The sequence below is a fragment of the Clostridium sp. CS1-1 genome (assembly GCF_056135525.1).
This window is the reverse complement of sequence record NZ_CM148680.1, coordinates 2772688-2794539: the sequence shown is the minus strand read 5'-3', so window position 1 is coordinate 2794539 and position 21852 is coordinate 2772688. Positions and strand designations below refer to the sequence as shown.

Genomic DNA, 21852 nt, shown 5'->3' with positions numbered 1-21852 from the left:
ATAAGGATAGCTATTGCGATCATGAACTAAAATTTATGTCTTATTTAGTAAGAGGGGCATAAAATGATTTTTTAGGAAAGAGAAGTAGTAAAATATGAGATTAGACAAATTTTTAGCACAATCAGACATTGGAAAGAGGAAAGATGTTAGAACTTATATCAAAGAAGGTATGGTGAAGGTAAATGGAGACGTAATAACAAAACCTGCAATAGAAATTAACGAAAGCTCTGATGTTATTGAATACCTTGGCAAAGTAATCACTTATACTGAAAAAGTATATTATATGCTTAATAAACCTGCTGGCTTTATTACTGCAAGAAAGGATATAGTTAATAAAACAGTATTTGACTTTTTTACTGATGTTAACATGGATGGAGTATTTCATGTTGGAAGATTAGATAAAGATACAGAAGGATTATTGTTGCTTACCAATGATGGTGAATTTGAACATCAATTAATGTGCCCACAAAAACACGTTGAAAAAACTTATTTCTTTTGGGCTTTGGGTTCTTTAGAGGAGAAAGATAGGAAGCAATTAGAGGAAGGTGTTTACATCGGAAAAGGTGAAATATTAACGAAGCCTGCAAAAATAGAAGTGCAAAAATGTGGAATATATAAAGAGCTTAAACATGAAATGGATATTGAAAATTTATATAATATAGATTCAAACCGTTATGATCAGCCCGTTGTTTCTGGATATCTTACTATTTCAGAGGGACGCAAGCACCAAGTGAAGCGTATGTTAAAGGCAGTAGGCTGTTATGTGGTGTATTTAAAGAGAGTTTCCATTGGAGGATTAACACTAGATGAATCATTGGAAAAAGGTCAGTATCGATTCTTAACAGAAGTGGAAATTGAAAAGTTATTAGGAGAGTATCAACAATTAAATAAGTCTTAATTTATGAAATAAAGAGGATATTAAAAGGATATCCTCTTTTTCATTTCCAGAGCTAAAATCTGTCTTTACGAAAGGTATTTATTTGGGGAACTCTATTAGGAACTTCTAATATCATAGTCTGAAAAAGTGCCCCAGTTTTCTATTTTATTAAATTGAGGATTAGTTGACATGAAGAAAACTATTATTGAAGAATTATTTAACTTAGGATGTACAGTAAAAAATTCTCTATCACCATATCTGATTGCCTCCAAGGCAAGTGGTAATTCACGTCTAAACACGTAGTTTCGTATGGAGGTTGCTACTGGTCCAAATTGACCATCTACATATAAATACACGTAATAAAGATAGCGTTCTCCTTTTTTTATCCATTCACCAAGTACTTCATCTCTCATGGCATTAACTTTGTCATAGGCATATCTTAATCCAATAGTTAAAAAAAGCTCTGCTGTTATATCAGAATGAGTAAGTGTATAGCGTCTGGGAATAATAGGCTCTGTAGTAGTGACTCCTTCTCTAAATTCCACTGAAAGCTTTTCAGGGTTTAATCTACTCATTTAATTCGCTCCTGCATATTATTTCTAACATAATCATTATATGTTGGAAATAGCTACTATGTTATCTATTAACAGTTAGTTTTGTGGGGAAAAAATTATAATTTCCAATAACTTACGCATTGCAGACTTAGCGTCTTTAAAAGGTTAAATTTCACTTGAATTGATCGTGCATCCTCAAACCATACCTTATGCTGTTTTTCAGTCATATATGTATAATTGAAATAAGGTGCTTGTGATTATATAGTTATATCTGGTTGGTACATTGCTTACCTATATCATTATATGATCAAGAAAGAGAAGCTTGCTAATATATTATTTTTATTATATAGCTAAAGGTAGAATAAAATTAAGAAAAACTTAAGCTATTTCTAATTTATTCTTAAACTTTATATTGCATAATGAATATATCAACTAAAAGGTTTCAGAAATATATAAAAAAATGTGGTAAGGATAAATTTGCCTGAAATTCGTTTAAAGACAACATATTGAATGTAATGATATAATAAATAAAGACCTAGAGGGGAAGTGATTTTATATGATAAATTATTTACAAAATATAGATGTGAAGATGCTGAATCTAATAAATAAAAAGTTTCGATATGCAATACTTGATAAAATAATGCCGCTGATTACTGCCATGGGCAATGGAGGTATAGTTTGGGTGATTATTTCAATATGTTTGATGAATAGTAAGAATTATAGAGTTGAAGGCTATATGATAATTACTTCCCTAATTGTAACTACAATTATTGGCGAAGGGTTAATAAAACACCTAATAAAGAGGACAAGACCCTTTGATAATATGAAAGAAAATAAACTGCTAATATCTAAGCCTATAACATATTCTTTTCCATCAGGCCATACTGCATCTTCATTTGCCGCAGCAGGTATACTTATTATGATGGATAATCAACTAAGTATTTTGGTGGTAATTTTAGCTTCATTAATTGCTTTTTCTAGAATTTATTTAAATGTACATTATCCAACGGATGTAGTTATAGGAATTATTTTAGGACTTTTGTGTTCCAGATTGGTGATAAATATATTTCACAGTGAAATCATAGGTCATTTGAATTTTGCTTATAAGCATTTAATTTATGTTTAGCATTTTTGCTACATTTATAGATATGATATAAGAATTTAATTTATATATCTTAACAATAAATTATATAGATTAAAATTCCATATTTCATGTTTATATTTAGGCTATATAATTATGAGGCTGTAAGTGGACCTATGTTCATTTTCAGCTTTTTTTATTTCTATAAGTATTGGTATAGCATGGACTTTCATTATTGATAGCACCAGTACTAGCTCTATATAGTATTTCTTTTGATAATGGATAAAAATAATCTTAATAAAGTCAAAAGGGGGGATAATATATATGGAAACAATTAGTATATGGCCTGTGATTTACAAATGAATATAATAGAGCAAACAATTTTACAAGTATATTTACCAAATAAATAATAGTAGGAGTGTATATGACAAATATGAATAGAAATTGGAAAAGAGATACAATATTATTTTTGACCAGCCAAACAATATCTCTCTTTGGATCATCGTTGGTCCAGTATGCAATTACCTGGTATATTACGTTAAAAACGCAATCTGGTATAATGATGACTATATCAATCATTTGCGGTTTTCTACCTGCATTTTTTATTTCTCCTTTTGCAGGAGTTTGGGCTGACCGCTATAATCGAAAGATACTGATTATGTTATCAGATTCTATGATTGCAGCAGCGACTCTTGTTTTAGCGATACTATTTCTTACTGGGCATAAATACACATGGCTTCTATTTGCGATTTCAGCTATACGTGCACTGGGTTCAGGAATTCAAATTCCGGCTGTAGGAGCTTTTATCCCGCAAATTGTACCAGAAGATAAACTTACAAAGGTTAATGCAACAAATGGTAGCATACAATCACTTGTTATGCTTGTATCGCCTATGCTTAGTGGTGCACTTTTAACTATGGCTCCAATAGAAACAATATTTTTTATAGATGTTGTTACAGCGGCTATAGGAGTATTGACATTACTTTTGTTTTTACATGTTCCAGTTCATGCAAAGGCCTTGGAAAAGCAGTCAACTAGTTACTTTGGTGATATGGTTGAGGGGGTTAATTATATTAAAAATCATGAATATGTTAAAAAGTTCTTTATCTTTTGCGCATTTTTCTTTGTCCTTGTGTCACCTGCTGCATTTTTAACGCCACTGCAAGTTTCACGTACATTTGGAAACGATGTTTGGCGTCTTACAGCAATCGAGATTACTTTTTCTGCCGGAATGATGGTAGGTGGTATAATCATGGCTTACTGGGGTGGTTTTAAAAATAAGATTCATACAATGACAATGTCAAGCCTTATTATTGGCATAAGTACCTTTGCACTTGGAGTTATCCCCATATTTTGGGTATATCTAATTTTCATGATTTTAATTGGAGTTGCTATGCCAATCTTTAATACACCATCTACAGTATTATTGCAGGAGAAGGTAGAGGGGGATTTTCTTGGGAGAGTATTTGGCGTTCTTGCTATGATATCAAGTGTTATGATGCCAATGGGAATGCTTATATTTGGACCACTGTCCGACATAATAAAAATAGAATGGCTGCTTATTATAACCGGAATTATGATGTTCGTTCAAGGCTTTTTCTTAATAGGTGATAAAGCGTTAGTTGAGGCTGGTAAATCAGATTTAAAGTCTGAAAAATAGTTCTTAAAGGCAGTAAATAAGAAAATTATATCGTTCATTTGATAGAAATCTCTCCAATTAAATTTTTATTAAAGGTTCGCTAAAGGTATAAGGGTTATTATATTAATTGTAAGACAGCTGCTTATAAAAATTTTTTCGGAGGTATTATGAATATGAAAAGTAAAATCTTATCAATAATGAACGCAACAAAAAAGAGAGGGGGTGTAGCTATTCTTTGTGGGACGGTTGTAGCAACAATAAGTGCTGGAACGGTTTTTGCAGCAAACTCTACAAACCCTTTTAAGCTTAAAATGGAAAACGGTGTTACAAGCTCATCCACGGATGGGGGGAGGGCCTGGAGCAAAGTTGCTCCTAATGAGGCAATACTAGGTGAAAAAATAAAAGGTGGAAAAATAGTTATACAAAACGAAGCTGGTGGCATGAAAGACATACAGTTTAAAGATGAAAATGGCGTTAGAAGCTACTCCACAGACGGTGGTAAAACTTGGAGTGAAAAGGTTCCTGATGGTGTAAAAATAGATAATAATGGAAAAGGAATTATAATAAACGATATTGAAGCTAAAGATGGTGACAAGAAAGGTTTATTGGTCAAAGAGATAAACGGAGTTAGAAGTTATTCCACAGACGGTGGAAAGACCTGGAGCGAAAAGGTTCCTGATGGTGTAACAATAGGCCAAGATGGCAAAATCAGCATGATAAACGGTATTCCGTCTAAAGATGGTGAAGGAAAAGGTATGCTTAGCAAAATGGAAAACGGAGTTAGAAGCTACTCTACAGACGGTGGCAAGACTTGGAGCGAAAAGGCCCCTGCTGGTGCAGAGGACAGCGTAACAATAGGGAATTAGTTGGCATAAAACTACAAATCTGCTCAGAGTCAATAAGAAAAACATCCATGGCATAGGAGCTGAAATTAGCTCCTATGTGGTGGAGATATCTTGTTTTGTTAGCTTGAATTTGCAGACAAGGAGGTAAGAAATGAGAATTTTAATGGTAGAAGATGAGAAGTATATGGCTGAAGCTGTTGCTCAAGTACTTAAAAAGAATCACTATAGCGTTGATTTAGAGCATAATGGTGAAGATGGGTTGGACTGTGGGCTTTCTGGCATTTACGATATAATAATTCTTGATATCATGCTTCCCAAAATGGACGGTATAAGTATACTCAAAGAATTGCGTAGAAAAGGAATTGAAGCTCCCGTTATTTTGTTAACGGCAAGAGGTGAAACAGGGGATAAGGTACGTGGTCTTGACAGTGGTGCTGATGATTATTTAGCAAAACCATTCCACACCGACGAGCTTTTAGCTCGTTTGCGTGCATTGGGACGTAGAAAAACGGAGCTGATAAAGGATGGCGTACTTAAATATGGAGATATTGAGCTTAATCCCCTTATACTGCATCTTGCCTGTGGAAATAAAGAGGTAACATTAACTCTAAAAGAATCTCAAGTATTAGAATTGCTGATAAAAAGAAATAAAATGATTATTTCAAAAGAAATTATTATTGAAAAACTATGGGGTTATGATACCGATGCCGAAGATAATCGTGTAGAAATACATGTATCTCTTTTGCGAAAAAAATTAACTCAACTGGAATCTGACGTTTCCATTCGAACAATACGGGGTGTGGGATATGTATTAAGAACGGCAAGGGATGGAGAATAAAATGTTTACAAAGCTGCGGAATAGATTTCTCATTCTTAATATGTCAATTACTTCGATGGTGATGATTGCTGCATTTGCTATCATTTATTTCATTACTTATAGCAACACACATACGGAGATTCAAAATAAATTGAACATACGATCTGAAATGCAAATAAAAATAGAGGGAGATTCGCCTGACGATAAGGAAAAAGGAAAAACTATGTACAACACCCAAAGGTTTTCCTCGGATGGTCCTCCTTCATTTAATATTGAGGTAGACGCAAATGGCAAGATTTTAAAAATTGACTCTTTTGTCGATATGCCTGACGAAACTTATCGTACAGCGGCAGAGACTGCTTGGAGGAATGAAAAAAACAATTCCATAATCACCTTGGATGGCAAACAGTGGAGATATAATATTAATAAAATCAGCATGCATGTTGTTCAAGAAAACGGAGAGCAATTCACTTCTGATGAAAATAGGTTTAATATTGTATTTTTAGATGTCACAGAATTCAATAAAACACTTTTTGAGCTGTTTATTACATTACTCTTTGTGGGATTAATTACGCTTATGGTTATTTTTATTGTCAGCCTTTACTTTGCCAACCGGGCAATTAAACCATTAGCAGAAGCATGGGAAAAGCAAAAACAATTTGTGGCTGATGCATCCCATGAATTAAAAACACCACTTTCAATTATTAATGCTAATTATGACGCGCTTTTGGCAAATCAGGAGGAAACCATCAAAAGTCAATTAAAATGGCTTGACTATATAAGAATCGGAACTGATAGAATGACAAAACTTATAAATGATCTTTTGACTTTGGCGAAGATAGAGGGTGTAAATTTAGATACACAGAAAACGTCATTTAATATTAGTGACGTTATCAATGAGGTTATATTGTCGATGGAAACCGTAATGCTTGAAAAAGGTATTAAACTCTCTCGTTCAATAGATCCTGATATAATCGTTAAAAGCGATCCGGAGAGAGTTAAGCAGGTTATTGCGATTTTACTCGATAACGCCATTAAATATACAAATGAAAATGGACAGATTAATATATCACTAGTAAAATCAAAACGTCAAGTTATATATTCTATAAAAAATAGTGGAAAAGGAATAGCGAAACAAGATCTGCACAAAGTTTTTGATAGATTTTTTAGAGCAGATCCATCAAGAACGAATGAAGAAGGCAGCTATGGTTTAGGGTTATCAATTGCAAAAACTATTATTGATGGGTTGGGAGGCGAGATACATGTCAAAAGTGTGGAAGATAAGTTCACGACATTTACTTTTACACTAGGACTATAATGAATGTATCAACTAAAACGTCGGTTGCGAAAACGTAAGTGTAGGTGTGTTTTATGAATAATACATCTAATGATACTAAATTTATTAATTAGAGCTACTGAGAGTAGATAGGTATGAACCATACAAAAGCAAGGTTTCTTTACTTCAGGGCTGTTGATAACTAATAAAATTTATGATATAATTAGTCGAAATAAAAATAGGTGAGGTGTTAAGGGTGTTAAGAGTAGGAATATTCTTTATAAGATTCCGTAATTTAGTTTAATTTAAATAACTAAATATAAGATAAGGTAAAAAAACCTAGTAGCTTAGGTTTATTAGTTATACCTTATTTGAGGATTCTTGCAATGAACATTCATATACTTTTAATGCGTATCTTATTATAGACATTAAGCGTAGACTGCCTTAATGCAGTTTTTGGTAGCCTATATTTTATAAGAGTATACAGGGTTGCAGGTGAATTATGTTCATTTGCAGCCTTTTTTTGTTAATTGAGAATGATCATTTTCAAGAGTTCACATCAGATTATTAGATGAGGTGAATTTAAGAATATGTATATAAAAAGTATTAAGAAAAAAGATATGGCTAGAGAATTGATAAAGAAAAATCAGAGGCTTTTCAAGTGTCCTGTATGTAGTGGGACAATGTATATAAATGACTTTAATAGTCTAACTTGTAATTCTAGGCACTGCTTTGATTTGGCTAAGAAAGGTTACATAAATTTATTAACATCAAGCAATGCTCCTGTATATTCTAAAGAATTATTTGAAGCAAGACATAAGATTTGTACAGCTGGTTTCTATGATCCATTAATTGAAGCGTTGACGAAAATAATTGATGAATATGAAAATTCGAGTCCAAAAAAAAAGAGGACCATTTTAGATGCAGGATGTGGTGAAGGATCACATATTTGCGATATTTTTAAAAAGATTAAAGAAAATTCGATGGATACTTTTATTGGAGTAGATATTTCAAAAGATAGCATTAACATAGCTTCAAGTAACAATACTGATATTATTTGGTGTGTAGCAGATTTGGCAAGACTGCCTTTTCGAAATAGGAGTTTTGACGTTATTTTAAATATACTTTCTCCAGCTAATTATGGAGAATTTGATAGAATATTAAATGACAAAGGAATTGTTATAAAAGTGGTTCCAGGAACACAGTATCTTAAGGAATTACGTGAGACAATCTATGATGATATGGATACGTGTAACTATTCTAATAGCAGGGTAATTAATTATTTTGGACAAAGGCTAGATGTTGTTGATATTCAAAATATCAACTATAAGTTTACTGTTAATGAGGAACTTTTACCGCATTTTATTAAGATGACACCATTAACATGGGGAAGAAGTATCGAAAAGCTAAATTATATATTAGAAAAAAATATTTCGTATATATCTTTGGATTTAACCATACTTGTGGGAAAGAAAAGATAGCAGCACTATTTAATGAAATATAAAAGGAGTATTAGTAAGAATGCTTTTTAAATTTAATATTTCATAATTGAGTGTTACTAAATATTAAAAAATATTAATTTATAGCAAGCTTGAGCAGGGAGCTAGCTATGGAATTTGACATTATAGCAGGAACTTTAAGTTCCTGTTTATTTAGTATTGAAGAATAATTAAGACTTTTAGGCTAATCTTTAGAAAATCTTTAGAATTATCACAAGGTTATCTTTAAAAATTAAAAGTATCATAAATGTATAGAAAGGAAAGGAGACAATGTAAAATAAAAATAACTATGATATTATATAATTTAGAAAATGTAAAAGAAAGAGGTATGTACGGATGAATATATATAATATTTTAGTGGTAGAAGATGAGCCAGATATAGCAATTGCAATAGAAGCCTTCCTAGTAAACCAGGGGTATAAGGTTTTTATTGGCTATAATGGACTGGAAGGTTTAGAAATAGTAGAAAAGGAGGAAATACATCTAGCAATTGTAGATGTTATGATGCCTAAGATGGATGGTATAAACTTTACAATGAAGCTTAGGGAAAGTTATGATTTTCCAGTAATAATATTATCTGCAAAATCTGAAGAGGTTGATAAGATAATGGGGCTAAATATTGGAGCGGATGATTATGTAACAAAACCTTTTAGACCTCTTGAACTTTTGGCAAGAGTAAATTCTCAGTTAAGGCGATATAACAAGTTTTTAAATATGCTTAAAGGAAGTGGTAAAGAAGATAATAGTTTTGTAATAGGTGGCTTAGAGCTTAATCTAGAGACAAAGGAAGTAACTATAGATGGCAATTTAGTAAAGACAACCCCTTGTGAGTTTAAGATTCTTACACTACTTATGAAAAGTCCAGGAAGAGTTTTTTCAGCAGAAGAAATATATGAGAGAGTATGGAATGAACAAGCAGTAAGCACAGACACAATTATGGTACATGTAAGAAATATAAGAGAGAAGATAGAGATAAATCCTAAAAATCCAAAATATCTAAAGGTGGTGTGGGGAGTTGGATACAAAATTGAAAAGCAATAGTACTAAATATATTATAAATGCAATTATTTTAACAATAATTATACTTGCTTCATTAGGAATGTATTCTACATATCCTTCTATAAAGGAGCAAGCAAAAAAATATCAAACTAATATCTTTGAAGAAGGGGATTTTTTATTCGATATAAAAAATAGTAATTATGGTATATATTTTGATATTATAAAAAACAAAGAAAACAAGGAAATTTTACCCTCAGATGTTATTTTAGATACAGAAAAGAAATATGATGACAGTGTTGAGGATAATTTTGGGCATTATAGGAAGAACTTTAATAATAATATATATAACTATTACAGAGATTTAGATAATGACTTAAAAAACTTAGAATATTATGCTATAAAAAAGGATACTAATTTAGTAGAAAAAAGAAGTCAGGAAGATATAAACCTTCTGCTAAATGATAATGTTGATAGCAATATGATTGAAACTTTCAATAAAAAATATAGTTTCTATATAGTAATTGATTATGATGAATCTGGAAAAATCGCAATTAAAAAACTTTATGGTGCAGATATGTCTGTTGTAACACAGGAACTCAAAAATGTTGATACAAGAACTATAAATGATTTGCAAATGAGGCCTATCAAGAACATGACCTATGTATATGCTGTCCAAAAGAATTTAAACTATAGCGATAAGATAGTATCTTATAAAAATAGTAAAGAAATTAATTCCTATAGAAAAGCGTCTAGGCCCTATTTAATTATAGCCCTTGCTCTTATATTTGTCGTTGCTCTTATAATTCCATATAAAATTTCAAAAGAGCTAATATGTTTGAAAAAAATTACAAGAATACCTATAGAATTAATTGGTGTTGTAATTTTTATGATACTAATATCAATACTGGGGACGTATGCTTCTATAATAACCCATTCAATAATGTACAATCTAGTTAGGGTTTCTCAAATAGGTTTAAGTCCGTTAGTTGATAATGTATTGACAGATATAATAAATGTGCTTTATTGGTTTGTATGTTTTGGGGTAATATTTATTGGAATCGTTATATTAAAGCATGCTTTTAAAATTGGAATTAAACAATATATCAAGGACAATTCATTGATATATAAAGTTTTAAGGGGTACATGGAGAGGTTATAAAAAGTTATATAAATACTCTCTAGATATAGATTTAAAGGAGAATAATACAAAGAAACTTATAATATTATTGGGAATAAATTTAATAATACTATCTGTAATTAGCTGTATATGGTTTTTGGGAATAATAGCAGCAATTATCTACACTGTAATATTATTTGTGATAATAAGAAAGCATTATACTGATATAAGAAATAAGTATAATAAGCTTCTTGAAGCCACAAGTAAAATAGCAGAAGGTAATTTGGATATATCCATTGAAGGAGATTTAGGTATGTTTAGTGCTTTTAAGAAAGAACTTGAAAGCATACAAAAGGGCTTTAAAAAGGCTGTTCACGAAGAAGTGAAAAGTCAAAGAATGAAAACAGAGCTTATTTCTAATGTATCTCATGATTTAAAAACTCCGTTAACATCTATAATAACTTATGTAGACTTATTAAAGAATGAAAACCTTTCAGAGGAAAAACGTAAGGAATATTTAAATACCTTGGATAGAAAATCACAAAGGTTACAGGAGTTAATTGAAGATTTATTTGAGGTTAGCAAGGCTACAAGTGGAAATATAAATTTAAATGTTGTTAACGTGGATGTAGTGTCTTTGATGAAACAAACCTTATTAGAATTAGATGACAAAATATTAAAGTCTTCATTAGTTGTAAAAACAAGTTATCCAGAAGAAAAGGTAATTCTGCCTTTAGATAGTCAGCGAATGTTTAGAGTGTTTGAAAATCTCATAATCAATATAACGAAATATGCAATGACCGGTTCTAGAGTGTATATAGATATTGCTTCTAAAAAAGAAACGGTTGAAATAACATTAAAAAACATGGCTGCTGCTGAAATAGATTTTAATGTTAATGAAATCATGGAAAGATTCGTAAGAGGAGATAAGGCACGTAATACAGATGGTTCAGGATTGGGGCTAGCTATTGCTAAAAGTTTTGTGGAATTACAAGGTGGACAACTAAATATAAGTGTTGATGGAGATTTATTTAAAGTTATTATTACTTTTGTAAAAACTAATATGTAATTAGGACAACATAAGACATATTCAAAAAATAACTAGTAAGTATGGTAGTTCATCTTGAGTTACACCATGTCAGTAGAGCCCTTTGATAGAACAATTATCAACGGAACTTACTTCTGTGGTTTATACAAAATGGACTGACATCCTTGACTAGTTATTTTCTTTTTTGTATTCAAGGGTTTATATCTATATTGACTATAAAATATAAATGTTTTCGTTATACCTGAGAAACTTCTATCTTCAGAAGAAGTTTTTATCCATAATTAATACTAGATTTAAGTAAGTTTTTAGAGTGTATGCAGTTTTAAGCGGTATAAACATCAGACTGTTTTTTGTTATTAGCTTTTGATGATTTAAACATAATAAAGGATGTATATACTATTACGCACACAACTACCCATTTTAAAATATTTAAAGGTAATGATTTTACAACATATGCAGCTATTAACACTCCTATAGAACCTAAAATAGCTATAGCCACTGAAGCTTTTGTTGAATACGCTCCACTTTTTATGAATTGATAAGATGAAAAAGGCATTAGTAATGCACAAGATCCCATCATTATAGGGAAGGCCACCTGAGGACCCATTCCTAGTGCAAAGATTAAAGCCATACAAGGGGCATAAAGCCCTATACCTATTGTCATAAGTGCACCAAATAGGAAGTTACCAGCAAGTCCAATTATTAACTTTATTCCTGTAAGACCAGCTTCATTTCCCCCTACAGGGAAAAGTTTTAATTGGCCTGCAGTCATAAGGGCAGCCACTGCTAAGAGAGCTAAGCCCATAGAAACTTGAATAGTTTTTTCATCAAATTTAGAAACAATTTTAGCACCTATAACGGCACCCAGAACTGCGGATGTTAACATACTAAAAAGTGTTACGGGATCTACCTTTATAACTGTCATAAATATAAGTGCTTCTACAATAGTAGGTATAGTATTAGCCACATTCAGAGTTCCTGGAAGCTTTTTATCTTCTATTATTTTAAAATTTTTAAATAAAGAAGTTTCTATGGCAAAGCTTCCTATTCCTAAAGTATCAAAAAAATTAGCTAACATACCAATAAGTCCAAGTTTTATAAAGCTTCCTTCTTCTAAAGTACCAGCTTTTTTCTTTTTAATATAATCTTTTGTGAGCAAAAGAGAATACCAGATGGCGCTTAAAACCATAAATGATAGTATTATTTTTAACATATTTCCCTCCTTTTAATTTTCTACTTTTTTCGTGTGTTTTCTATTTGTGATGATTTTATTTTACAATAAATTTTCTTTTTTTTCAATATAATTTGAATTTACAAAATTGCAATTATTACTCTACGGTAAATTTTTTAAAAAATTTTGTAATACGGTTCAGTACATATGATTTTACTAACTTAATATTTTAATTAGTGCTATATCATATATGTGAAATTTTCTTAATGAAGTAAAAGTGAGATTTATTTGAAGGTATATGTACAGGGAGAAAGTTAACTTTCACTATGGTAACTCTATACAGAAGATTAAGTTAGAAAATTGACATTATAGAAAAATAATATAAAATAATAACTAAGATAGTTTAATACATGATAATATTTTTATGTGATGCTCTAGGTAGAGATTTAATTAACGTAACTTAGAAACATATAAAATTTTTATAGAAGTAAGGAGGGATGACTTTTGCTAGGACCTAAAATTAGAGAGATAAGACAAGAGAAAGGGTTAACATTAAATGAACTAGCTGATAAAACGGAGTTAACAGCTAGTTATCTTTCGCAAATTGAGCGAAATATTATTGATCCGTCTATTTCATCATTAAGAAAAATTTCTGTTGAGTTAGAAGTACCCATTTATACGTTTTTAACTGATGAGAGGAAGCAGAATGTGCTTATTCAAGCAGATAAGAGAAAAAAACTTGAACTTCCTAATTCAAGTATTGTATACGAATTTGTTACTCCTATGGCTTCAGATAAAGAAGTGAATTCTAAAATGGAGATTATATACTTTCAATTGGATCCTTGCAGCTGGAGCAATGAGGAGTTAATGATACATCCAGCAGATGAGTGTATATTTGTCATTGAAGGTACTATTGAGCTATATCTAGCAGAAGAGAAGTATATTTTAAATAAAGGAGATAGCATTTATATACAAGAAAATATACCTCATAGGTTTTATAATCCAACTTCTGAAAAGGTCATTGGTATAAGCAGTATATGTCCACCAATATATTAAATTAACTCGATGTGCCAATTAAAGTTGGCTTGCGGAGTTATTTGTAGCAGGTCTAAACCGTATTCTTTACAAAAGAATACGGTTTTTCTATTTAATAGGAACATAAAACTTTTTTTGCACAAAGAAAATGCTATTTGGTATTGGAAATAAAGGGTTTTCAGGTTAATGTAAAGTATAATAAGAGTTAATTTGTAAGCAGGTGTAATGCAAAAAAAGGTATCCCAAAAGATGATTTGTTCCATGTTTAATAAGTATAACTTAATTTTTTAATAAATAATTAAAAAACGATTGAAATTGTTTTAGATCTGTAATAGAATAGTTAATAAGAAATAAATTAATAAATACTTAAGAAATTAATAAATAATTATCTGGGGAGGGGAGTGTATTGGCTGTAAATGTAAAATGTTGTGAAGCCATTGTTGAGCAAGATGCTGAATTTGTTGGAACTGCTTGCAGAGTACCTTATTATCCACTGGTTGTAAAATGTGGAAGAGGGGCAATAATTGAGGATGCTGATGGAAATGAATATATAGATATGCTATCTAGCGCAGCAGTAGCTAATGTGGGACATTCACACCCTAAGGTTGTAGATGCAATTATAGAGCAGGCAAAAGAAGTTATTCACTACACACCAGTTTACACATATCATGAACCTTTAGTTAAATTGGCAAAGGAGCTAACAGAAATCACACCAGGAGATTTTAAAAAGAAAGTAATATTTGGTCTTACAGGATCTGATTCCAATGACGGAATGATTAAATTGGCCAGAGCTTATACAGGAAGAAGTAAAATAATTTCATTTGTAGGTGCTTACCACGGTTCCACTTATGGTTCCATTTCGCTTTCCGCTATAAGTCTAAATATGCGCAGGAAAATTGGACCTTTAGTTCCAGATATATATCATATAGACTATCCTCATTGTTATCGCTGTAAATTTATGAAAAAGGAAGAGAATTGCAACTTAGAATGTCTTAAGGATTTAGAAGATAAATTTAAAAGTTATTTACCCCCAGATGAAGTAGCTGCAGTAATAATGGAGCCTATACAAGGTGATGGGGGACTTATTGTACCTCCACAAAAGTATATTAAAAAGTTATATGATTTGTGTAAGAAAAATGGAATTTTATTTGCTGTTGACGAGGTTCAGCAGGGGTTTGGAAGAACAGGCAAATGGTTTGGCATAGAAAACTTCGGAGTTGAACCAGATATAATAGTTATGGGAAAATCAATAGCATCCGGTATGCCGATGAGCGCAATTGTCGCAAAAGCGGAGATTATGGAATCACTAGGACCTCCTGCACATGCATTTACAACTATGGCAAACCCTATATGCTGCAAAGCTGCTCTTGCCACAATTAAGATAATAAAAGAAGAAAAGCTTTTAGATCATTCTAAAAGTTTAGGTGAGTATACAAAAGAACGTTTTAATAATATGAAGGATAAGTATGAATTAATTGGAGATGTTAGAGGTATTGGATTGAACATAGGTGTTGACCTAGTTCATAATAAGGATACAAAAGAGAGAGCACAAGAAGCTGCGGCAAAAATCTGTTATAGATGTTGGGAAAAGGGTGTACTACTTACCTTTTTTGCAAATAATGTATTACGTGTCCAACCGCCACTGGTAATAACTAAAGAGCAAATTGATAAAGCACTTGATATTATTGAGACTTCAATAGTGGAATACCTAAGAGGGGAGATTCCAGACGAAGTGCTTAAGGTAGCCAAGGGTTGGTAGGCAAAGATGCTAGGGGTTACACCTAGCATCTTTATTTTACTACACAATTAGTTAAATTTTATCAACGGGTACCTGAATTTCAGTAATATATTCATCAGGATTTTTAGTTGACCATTCTCCTTCAAAATATACAACTTTATAGCTACTTTCTTGATACATAGCTTAGAAAAAGTCTACGATACAACCGATACAACGAACAGTATTACAATAATAGAAACTTTATAGCAAATATATAGACTTAAATATATAAATTCATTATGTTATAATAAGTCTATATATTTATTACTCAATTAACATAAAAAGTAATAATATAAAAAAATATGAAGATTATAAGTTGTAAATAGTGTTGTAAAAACTATATAAAATTAGGCCCAATTTATAAACAAAATAAATAATAAGGTGAGTATAAGATATGGATAATTTAAAAAAAGCAGTTAATGAAATAGTAGAAGAAGAAATTATAAAAATAGTTATTAGTAGTAAAATGAATAAAGATGTTAAATACAATAAGATACTATTTATTTTAAAAGAGAATAAGGGTAAACAATATTATCAAATAGAAAAATACACCGACAAACAAGTCTTTCATGAAAATATTGATGTAGACATATTAGAAGAGAAGTTAATAGAGTACTTATATGAGAACTATAAGCAGCTTTCTGCTTGGTCTAGTGTACATACATTTGATTTGAAAATATCTAAAAAGGGGAAAGTTTTTTTAGGTAAAAAGAAAAGTGACAATACAAAAGTCGTAAATAAAAGTCATAATAAAGAAAAGAATTATATTTTAAAAGAGGGGATGATTATAGAACCTCTTATAGATTTAGGGGTTTTTACAAAAGAGGGTAAAGTAGTTAACTCAAAATATGATAAATATAAGCAAATAAATAGGTTTATAGAAATTATAGATGATGAAGTTAAGAAAAATGATTTTAAGGAGCTTACAATTTTAGACTTTGGATGTGGGAAATCCTATTTAACTTTTATAGTATACTATTACTTTGTTGAAATCAAAAAAATCAATGTAAAAATGATAGGATTAGATCTTAAAGAGGATGTTATTAAGAATTGTAATGAGATAGCTAAAAAATATAACTATGAAAATTTACACTTCGAAATTGGTGATATAAATGGATTTAAGTATAACAATAAGGTTGATATGGTAATTACACTACATGCCTGTGATACAGCAACTGATTATGCTTTATATAACGCAATAAAATGGAATAGTAAAATGATTTTCTCTGTTCCTTGCTGTCAGCATGAGTTTAATGACCAAATGAAAGCCGAATCACTATCTATACTAACAAAGTATGGAATAGTACAAGAAAGAGTTGCCGCACTTATGACAGATGCTGTTAGAGCTAATTTATTAGAATGCGTAGGTTATAAAACTCAACTTTTAGAATTTATAGATATAGCCCATTCGCCTAAAAATATATTAATTAGAGCATCCAAAGGTAATGTATCTAAGGATAAGAGAGAAAAAGCTTTAGGTGAAGTTAATGATTTAATTAAACAATTCAATTTTAATCCAACACTATTTAACTTATTAAAGGAAGATAACTTGATTTGAAAAATTGTAAATGACTATTATTAATTGATTATTTGATTTAAAAGAGTTTTAAAATAATATCAGAGGGGAAGGTATAGATTGAAATATAGGGTTATAAAAAAGCAGCACAATAGCAAAAATTGTATAGTTTGCGGACTGGATAATAAACTAGGTTTGAAAGCATCTTTTTATGAATTAGAAAGTGGAGAGCTTGTAGCAATATTTAAATCACTTGAAGAACATCAGAGTTATCCTGGTAGACTTCATGGAGGAATAGCATCATCTATACTAGATGAAACAATTGGTAGAGCCATTATGATTGAAGATGAAAATATGTGGGGGGTAACTATTGGATTAGATTTAAAATATAGAAAGCCTGTACCATTAAATGAAGAATTAAAGGTTGTTGGAAGAATTACAAAAAATACAAGCAGAATTTTTGAAGGTACTGGGGAAATTATATTAAGCAATGGGGACATTGCAGTAAGTGCATATGGAAAATACATGAAAGTGCCGGTAGATAAAATTACTGGTCATGATTTTATAAATGAGGAGTGGAAAGTAGTATTGTCTGATAATGAACCGGAGGTCATAGATATATAATTTAAGCATATCATTGAGGAAATTAATCAAGTTTTTGAGAAATTATCTGAAGATGGAGGTATCTTAATGCCATTAGCATCTTATCCATTTAGTGAAAAGTATGCTTGGGTTACAGATAAATATGGTGTTTCATGGCAATTGAGTCTTGAGAAAGATTAATAGGAAGGAATGTACTAATGGATAGACTTCAAATGTTTGATAAAACAGTGAAAAAGTCAGAAAGACATGATTATATTATAGAAAAAGGAACAACAAACGATATAGATGAGTTAGAAAATTTATATGATGATTTAAATGATTATTTAGAACTAAGTGTAAACTATCCAGGTTGGATAAAAGGGATATATCCAATTAGGGAAACCGCAGTTACTGGGATTCGAAATAATAATCTATTTTTATTAAAAATAAATGATGAAATAGCAGGTTCTATAATACTAAATCATGAACCAGAAAATGCATATAACCTAGTAACTTGGGGAATAGAAGCAGACTATAAAGATATAATCGTAATACATACACTTGTTGTCCATCCAAAGTATATGAAGAATGGTGTTGGGAAAAAATTAATGGATTTTGCAAAGAAATATAGTATTACACAAGGAATAAAAACGATTCGTTTGGATGTTTCAATTCATAATACGCCTGCTATCTCATTGTATGAGAAGTGTGGATATAAATATATTGAAACTGTTGATTTAGGTTTAAATGTTCCAGGACTGGTTTGGTTTAAGCTGTATGAGATAGTTTTGTAAAAAGGTATGTTTTAACTCTATAAAATCAGGTTTTATGTCAAGGTCAATACTAGGGAGAATTTTTACTGTATCAGAATATATGCAGATGATTACTAAATTAAAAGAGAAGTAGTTACAAACTAGTTGCAAGTATTATAAAAATAAGTTAAAATAATGGTAAAAAATAAACAACACTTAAAGCGAAAAGTTTTCGTTTTATAAAGAAAGGGCAAGGTATTTAAACGTGAAGATGTAATCCACTTTTAAAAGGTTTATAAAATGTAATAGTATTAGTTAAAAATCTTCTCTAAGAAGGTTTATTGCTTATACATTTTTTAAAAAACTTGTGAGTGGATGGTATTTTAGTTTAAACTGAAGGCTTTTTCTTGTTTTAAATAGTGGCTTTATGCTAAACATTGATTACTTTTTTTATATTTGGCTAGGACTATATTCTAAGCTATGGGTTTAGAAATCTGCCTATATATAAAAAACTAAACATTTAATAAAGAACAAGACAGTTTATTACTTTTATATAAGAAAAACTACTATCCTCTCCGAGTTAATAAGGAGGGGTTTTTTTATGCTATTAATTGAATGTGCAAATATTAAAAAATACTATTGTGATAGATTAATACTAGATATAGAGAATCTAAAAATTTATTCTGAAGACCGTATAGGAGTAGTAGGTCTCAACGGTATGGGTAAGACTACTTTGATGAATATGCTGTGTGGAAAGTTAGACCCTGAGGAAGGCTTCGTTAAAAGCTATGGATCCATTAGTTATATATCTCAGCTTGAGCCTTCAGAACGAGAAGAGATTAATAAGGAGCTTGCTAGTAAACTTGGAATATTAGACAGCTGGAAGGATTATATGAGCGGAGGAGAAAAAACTAAATTCAAACTTGCTCAAAGCTTAGAGGTCGAAAGTCAAATTATATTTGCAGATGAGCCTACCTCGAATCTTGACATAGATGCTGTAAAGCTTCTTGAAGAGAAGTTTAAAGCTTATGATGGTGCGTTGGTGATAGTATCTCATGATAGGGAGTTTCTTGATATGCTTTGTAATAAAATTCTAGAGATTGATAAAGGAAAAATAAAGTTTTATACAGGCAATTACACCGCTTATAAGAATCAGAAGGAAATTGAGCGTGAAAGGGCTCAGTTTGAATATGAGAAATATGAAAAGGAAAAGAAAAGGCTGGAAACTGCCATGGTGGAAACAAAGGAAAAGGTAAAGTCTATGAAAAAGGCTCCGTCAAGAATGGGAAATTCTGAAGCAAGGCTTCATAAGATGGGAAACCAGAAGGCTAAGGCAAACTTGGATAGAGCTGCGAAGAACATGCAGTCTAGATTAGATCATTTAGAGATTAAGGAAAGGCCAAAAGACGTTGATAAGATAAAATTAGATGCTTTAAGTACAGATAGGCTTCACAGCAAAATCCTCATAAGCGGAAGAAATATAAACAAAACCTTTGGGGAAAAAGTCATTTTTAAGGATGCAGAGTTTGACATATACAATGGATCTAAAACTGCACTGATTGGATCTAATGGCAGCGGAAAGAGTACATTGGTAAATATGGTGATGAAAGGCGACCTCTCCCTTAAAATATCTCAAGGGGCTAAAATAGGATACTTTAGCCAGTCTCTTAATATATTACATGAGGATCTCAGCATAATTGAAAATATTATGAAGGAATCCATTTATGATGAAACCTTTGCAAGGATACTCTTGGCGAGACTTCTATTTAAAAGAGAGGATATCTATAAAAAGGTAGAAGTGCTTAGCGGAGGGGAACGAGTAAAAGCTTCCTTTGCAAAAATATTCTTACAGGATATAAACCTACTTATATTAGATGAGCCCACAAACTACTTAGATATACATTCTATGGAAGCTTTAGAAGAAGCCTTGAAGGATTACTCAAGAACTGTATTATTTGTTTCTCATGATAGGAGATTTGTAAGTTCCATAGCAGATCACATAATTTCAATAGAGAACAAGAAACTTGTTTCCTTTCATGGGACCTATGAGGAATTTATTGAAAAGAAAACTAAGAGATTTGATGTTTCTAAGGAAGAAAAGGAAAAGAGAATCTTAATACTTGAAAATAGGATTTCTGAGCTTATAGGAAGGTTATCTATGCCAAGTAAAAAAGATGATAGAGAGAAACTAGATAAGGAGTATAAAGAGGCGCTTGGAGAGTTAAAAGAGCTAAGAAAATAGTTTAAGTTGATGATTATATTGAAATATAATCATCAACTAGATGAGTCAGTTACTGAGACATGGAGTATATATACTACACCTTAGATAGTAGGTAGCTTTTTCAAGAGTTTTATTGCATTTATATACTAATTGTATTAAATAAAACAGAATTTAAGCTAAAACAATGTAAATAAAATAGGTGTAAAGCTATAGTTTGAAGAGGAAGAGGCATAATATACAGTAACGACAACATTAATTTTGAACATTCGGCTTTTTAAAATTAATGCTTAGTCCAGTCCAGTAAGGAGTGAATGTAATGCTACATATCTTTTTTAAAGGAATCATTATTGGATTAATAACGGGCATGCCATTGGGCCCGATTGGTGCTTTATGTTTGAACATCACAATTACAAATGGAGCCCTATTTGGATTTATGTCAGGATTAGGCTCCTGTACAGCAGATTCTATCTATGCAGGGATTGCTGCCTTCGGGTTAACCTTTATTACCAGTTTTCTTGCTAGATATCAGCATTACCTTCGCTTGTTTGGCGGTATAATATTATTAGGATTTGGTATTCATATTATTTTATCTAAAAAAGAAAATAATATGGAGACTTCCAGTGGGAAAAATCTTATTAAATCTTTTCTAACCACATTTATAATTGCATTAGCAAATCCAGCAACGATATTTTCATTTCTTTTTGTGTTTGCTAGCTATGGTTCTAAAAATATTGGTCATGGATTAGTTGCAAGAACCGTTTTGATAATCGGTGTATTTTGTGGGAGTTTATCTTGGTGGATTGTACTTGTTTTATGTGCAAAGAGATTTAATAATTATTTAAATCCTAAAAAGGTTTCTGGTATAAATAAAGTTATGGGTTCTATAATAGTTTTCTCAGGTATAGTTTTTATAATAAGTATAGGTAACTATAAAAAATACATTAGACCTTCTTATTTACATTCAAAGCTTTTTGAAATAATACTTCACTTTAAGCCTCATAATTTACATAAATTTTAAAGGAAATTTAATAATAGGGTTTGAAGTAA

19 protein-coding genes are annotated in these 21852 nt (G+C 31.0%); 17 read left to right on the top strand and 2 right to left on the bottom strand.

Going from position 1 to position 21852, the window contains the following annotated elements; genetic code table 11:
• Positions 1–94 precede the first annotated feature (94 nt).
• Positions 95–898 carry a pseudouridine synthase gene (locus AC0N0V_RS13170; protein WP_474458428.1) on the top strand — a complete coding sequence of 268 codons (804 nt, stop codon included), beginning with the start codon at positions 95–97 and terminating at the stop codon, positions 896–898.
• A 95-nt stretch (positions 899–993) separates the two neighbouring features.
• On the opposite strand, the gene AC0N0V_RS13165 is transcribed toward AC0N0V_RS13170, so the two are convergent.
• A complete protein-coding gene (locus AC0N0V_RS13165) occupies positions 994–1452 on the bottom strand; it encodes a staygreen family protein (RefSeq protein WP_474458426.1) in 459 nt (152 codons plus the stop codon).
• A gap of 535 nt (positions 1453–1987) precedes the next feature.
• Here AC0N0V_RS13165 and AC0N0V_RS13160 point away from each other — a divergent pair.
• The 8 genes from AC0N0V_RS13160 (at position 1988) to AC0N0V_RS13125 (ending at position 11772) form a co-directional block, all read left to right on the top strand.
• Positions 1988–2557: a phosphatase PAP2 family protein gene (locus AC0N0V_RS13160; RefSeq protein WP_474458425.1), complete on the top strand. Its 570-nt coding sequence runs from the start codon at positions 1988–1990 to the stop codon at positions 2555–2557.
• A 388-nt stretch (positions 2558–2945) separates the two neighbouring features.
• Positions 2946–4172 (top strand): MFS transporter, encoded by a 1227-nt coding sequence (locus AC0N0V_RS13155; RefSeq protein ID WP_474458423.1) that lies wholly within the window; start codon positions 2946–2948, stop codon positions 4170–4172.
• Between the two features lie 152 nt (positions 4173–4324).
• Positions 4325–5017, top strand: coding sequence for a sialidase family protein (locus AC0N0V_RS13150; RefSeq protein ID WP_474458421.1), 693 nt, complete (start codon positions 4325–4327; stop codon positions 5015–5017).
• Between the two features lie 130 nt (positions 5018–5147).
• On the top strand, positions 5148–5834 hold the full coding sequence (locus AC0N0V_RS13145; protein WP_474458419.1) for a response regulator transcription factor: 687 nt from the start codon (positions 5148–5150) through the stop codon (positions 5832–5834).
• Positions 5824–7131 carry a sensor histidine kinase gene (locus AC0N0V_RS13140; RefSeq protein ID WP_474458417.1) on the top strand — a complete coding sequence of 436 codons (1308 nt, stop codon included), beginning with the start codon at positions 5824–5826 and terminating at the stop codon, positions 7129–7131. The genes AC0N0V_RS13145 and AC0N0V_RS13140 overlap by 11 nt, the downstream gene beginning before the upstream one ends.
• A gap of 548 nt (positions 7132–7679) precedes the next feature.
• On the top strand, positions 7680–8570 hold the full coding sequence (locus AC0N0V_RS13135) for a methyltransferase domain-containing protein (protein ID WP_474458415.1): 891 nt from the start codon (positions 7680–7682) through the stop codon (positions 8568–8570).
• Between the two features lie 354 nt (positions 8571–8924).
• Positions 8925–9629: a response regulator transcription factor gene (locus tag AC0N0V_RS13130; protein WP_474458414.1), complete on the top strand. Its 705-nt coding sequence runs from the start codon at positions 8925–8927 to the stop codon at positions 9627–9629.
• Complete coding sequence (locus AC0N0V_RS13125) at positions 9604–11772, top strand: sensor histidine kinase (protein ID WP_474458412.1); 2169 nt, start codon at positions 9604–9606, stop codon at positions 11770–11772. The genes AC0N0V_RS13130 and AC0N0V_RS13125 overlap by 26 nt, the downstream gene beginning before the upstream one ends.
• A gap of 301 nt (positions 11773–12073) precedes the next feature.
• Here the strand turns inward: AC0N0V_RS13125 and AC0N0V_RS13120 are convergent, their stop codons facing one another.
• The gene (locus AC0N0V_RS13120; RefSeq protein ID WP_474458411.1) at positions 12074–12964 is read right to left on the bottom strand and encodes a sulfite exporter TauE/SafE family protein; all 891 of its coding nucleotides are present in this window, start codon (positions 12962–12964) and stop codon (positions 12074–12076) included.
• Positions 12965–13426: 462 nt separating this feature from the next.
• Here AC0N0V_RS13120 and AC0N0V_RS13115 point away from each other — a divergent pair, with 462 nt between their 5' ends.
• The 8 genes from AC0N0V_RS13115 (at position 13427) to AC0N0V_RS13080 (ending at position 21823) form a co-directional block, all read left to right on the top strand.
• Positions 13427–13978 (top strand): helix-turn-helix domain-containing protein, encoded by a 552-nt coding sequence (locus tag AC0N0V_RS13115; protein ID WP_474458409.1) that lies wholly within the window; start codon positions 13427–13429, stop codon positions 13976–13978.
• Between the two features lie 385 nt (positions 13979–14363).
• Positions 14364–15716: an aspartate aminotransferase family protein gene (locus AC0N0V_RS13110; protein WP_474458407.1), complete on the top strand. Its 1353-nt coding sequence runs from the start codon at positions 14364–14366 to the stop codon at positions 15714–15716.
• 412 nt (positions 15717–16128) lie between these two features.
• Positions 16129–17292, top strand: a complete 1164-nt coding sequence (locus tag AC0N0V_RS13105) for a class I SAM-dependent methyltransferase (protein ID WP_474458405.1) — start codon at positions 16129–16131, stop codon at positions 17290–17292.
• A gap of 78 nt (positions 17293–17370) precedes the next feature.
• On the top strand, positions 17371–17874 hold the full coding sequence (locus AC0N0V_RS13100; RefSeq protein ID WP_474458403.1) for a PaaI family thioesterase: 504 nt from the start codon (positions 17371–17373) through the stop codon (positions 17872–17874).
• Positions 17875–17883: 9 nt separating this feature from the next.
• The gene (locus AC0N0V_RS13095) at positions 17884–18033 is read left to right on the top strand and encodes a VOC family protein (protein WP_474464532.1); all 150 of its coding nucleotides are present in this window, start codon (positions 17884–17886) and stop codon (positions 18031–18033) included.
• A gap of 17 nt (positions 18034–18050) precedes the next feature.
• Positions 18051–18626, top strand: coding sequence for a GNAT family N-acetyltransferase (locus AC0N0V_RS13090; RefSeq protein WP_474458401.1), 576 nt, complete (start codon positions 18051–18053; stop codon positions 18624–18626).
• A 559-nt stretch (positions 18627–19185) separates the two neighbouring features.
• Entirely contained in the window at positions 19186–20826 is a 1641-nt protein-coding gene (gene abc-f / locus AC0N0V_RS13085) for a ribosomal protection-like ABC-F family protein (RefSeq protein ID WP_474458399.1), read from the top strand.
• A 295-nt stretch (positions 20827–21121) separates the two neighbouring features.
• Positions 21122–21823: a LysE family translocator gene (locus tag AC0N0V_RS13080; RefSeq protein ID WP_474458398.1), complete on the top strand. Its 702-nt coding sequence runs from the start codon at positions 21122–21124 to the stop codon at positions 21821–21823.
• Positions 21824–21852 lie beyond the last annotated feature (29 nt).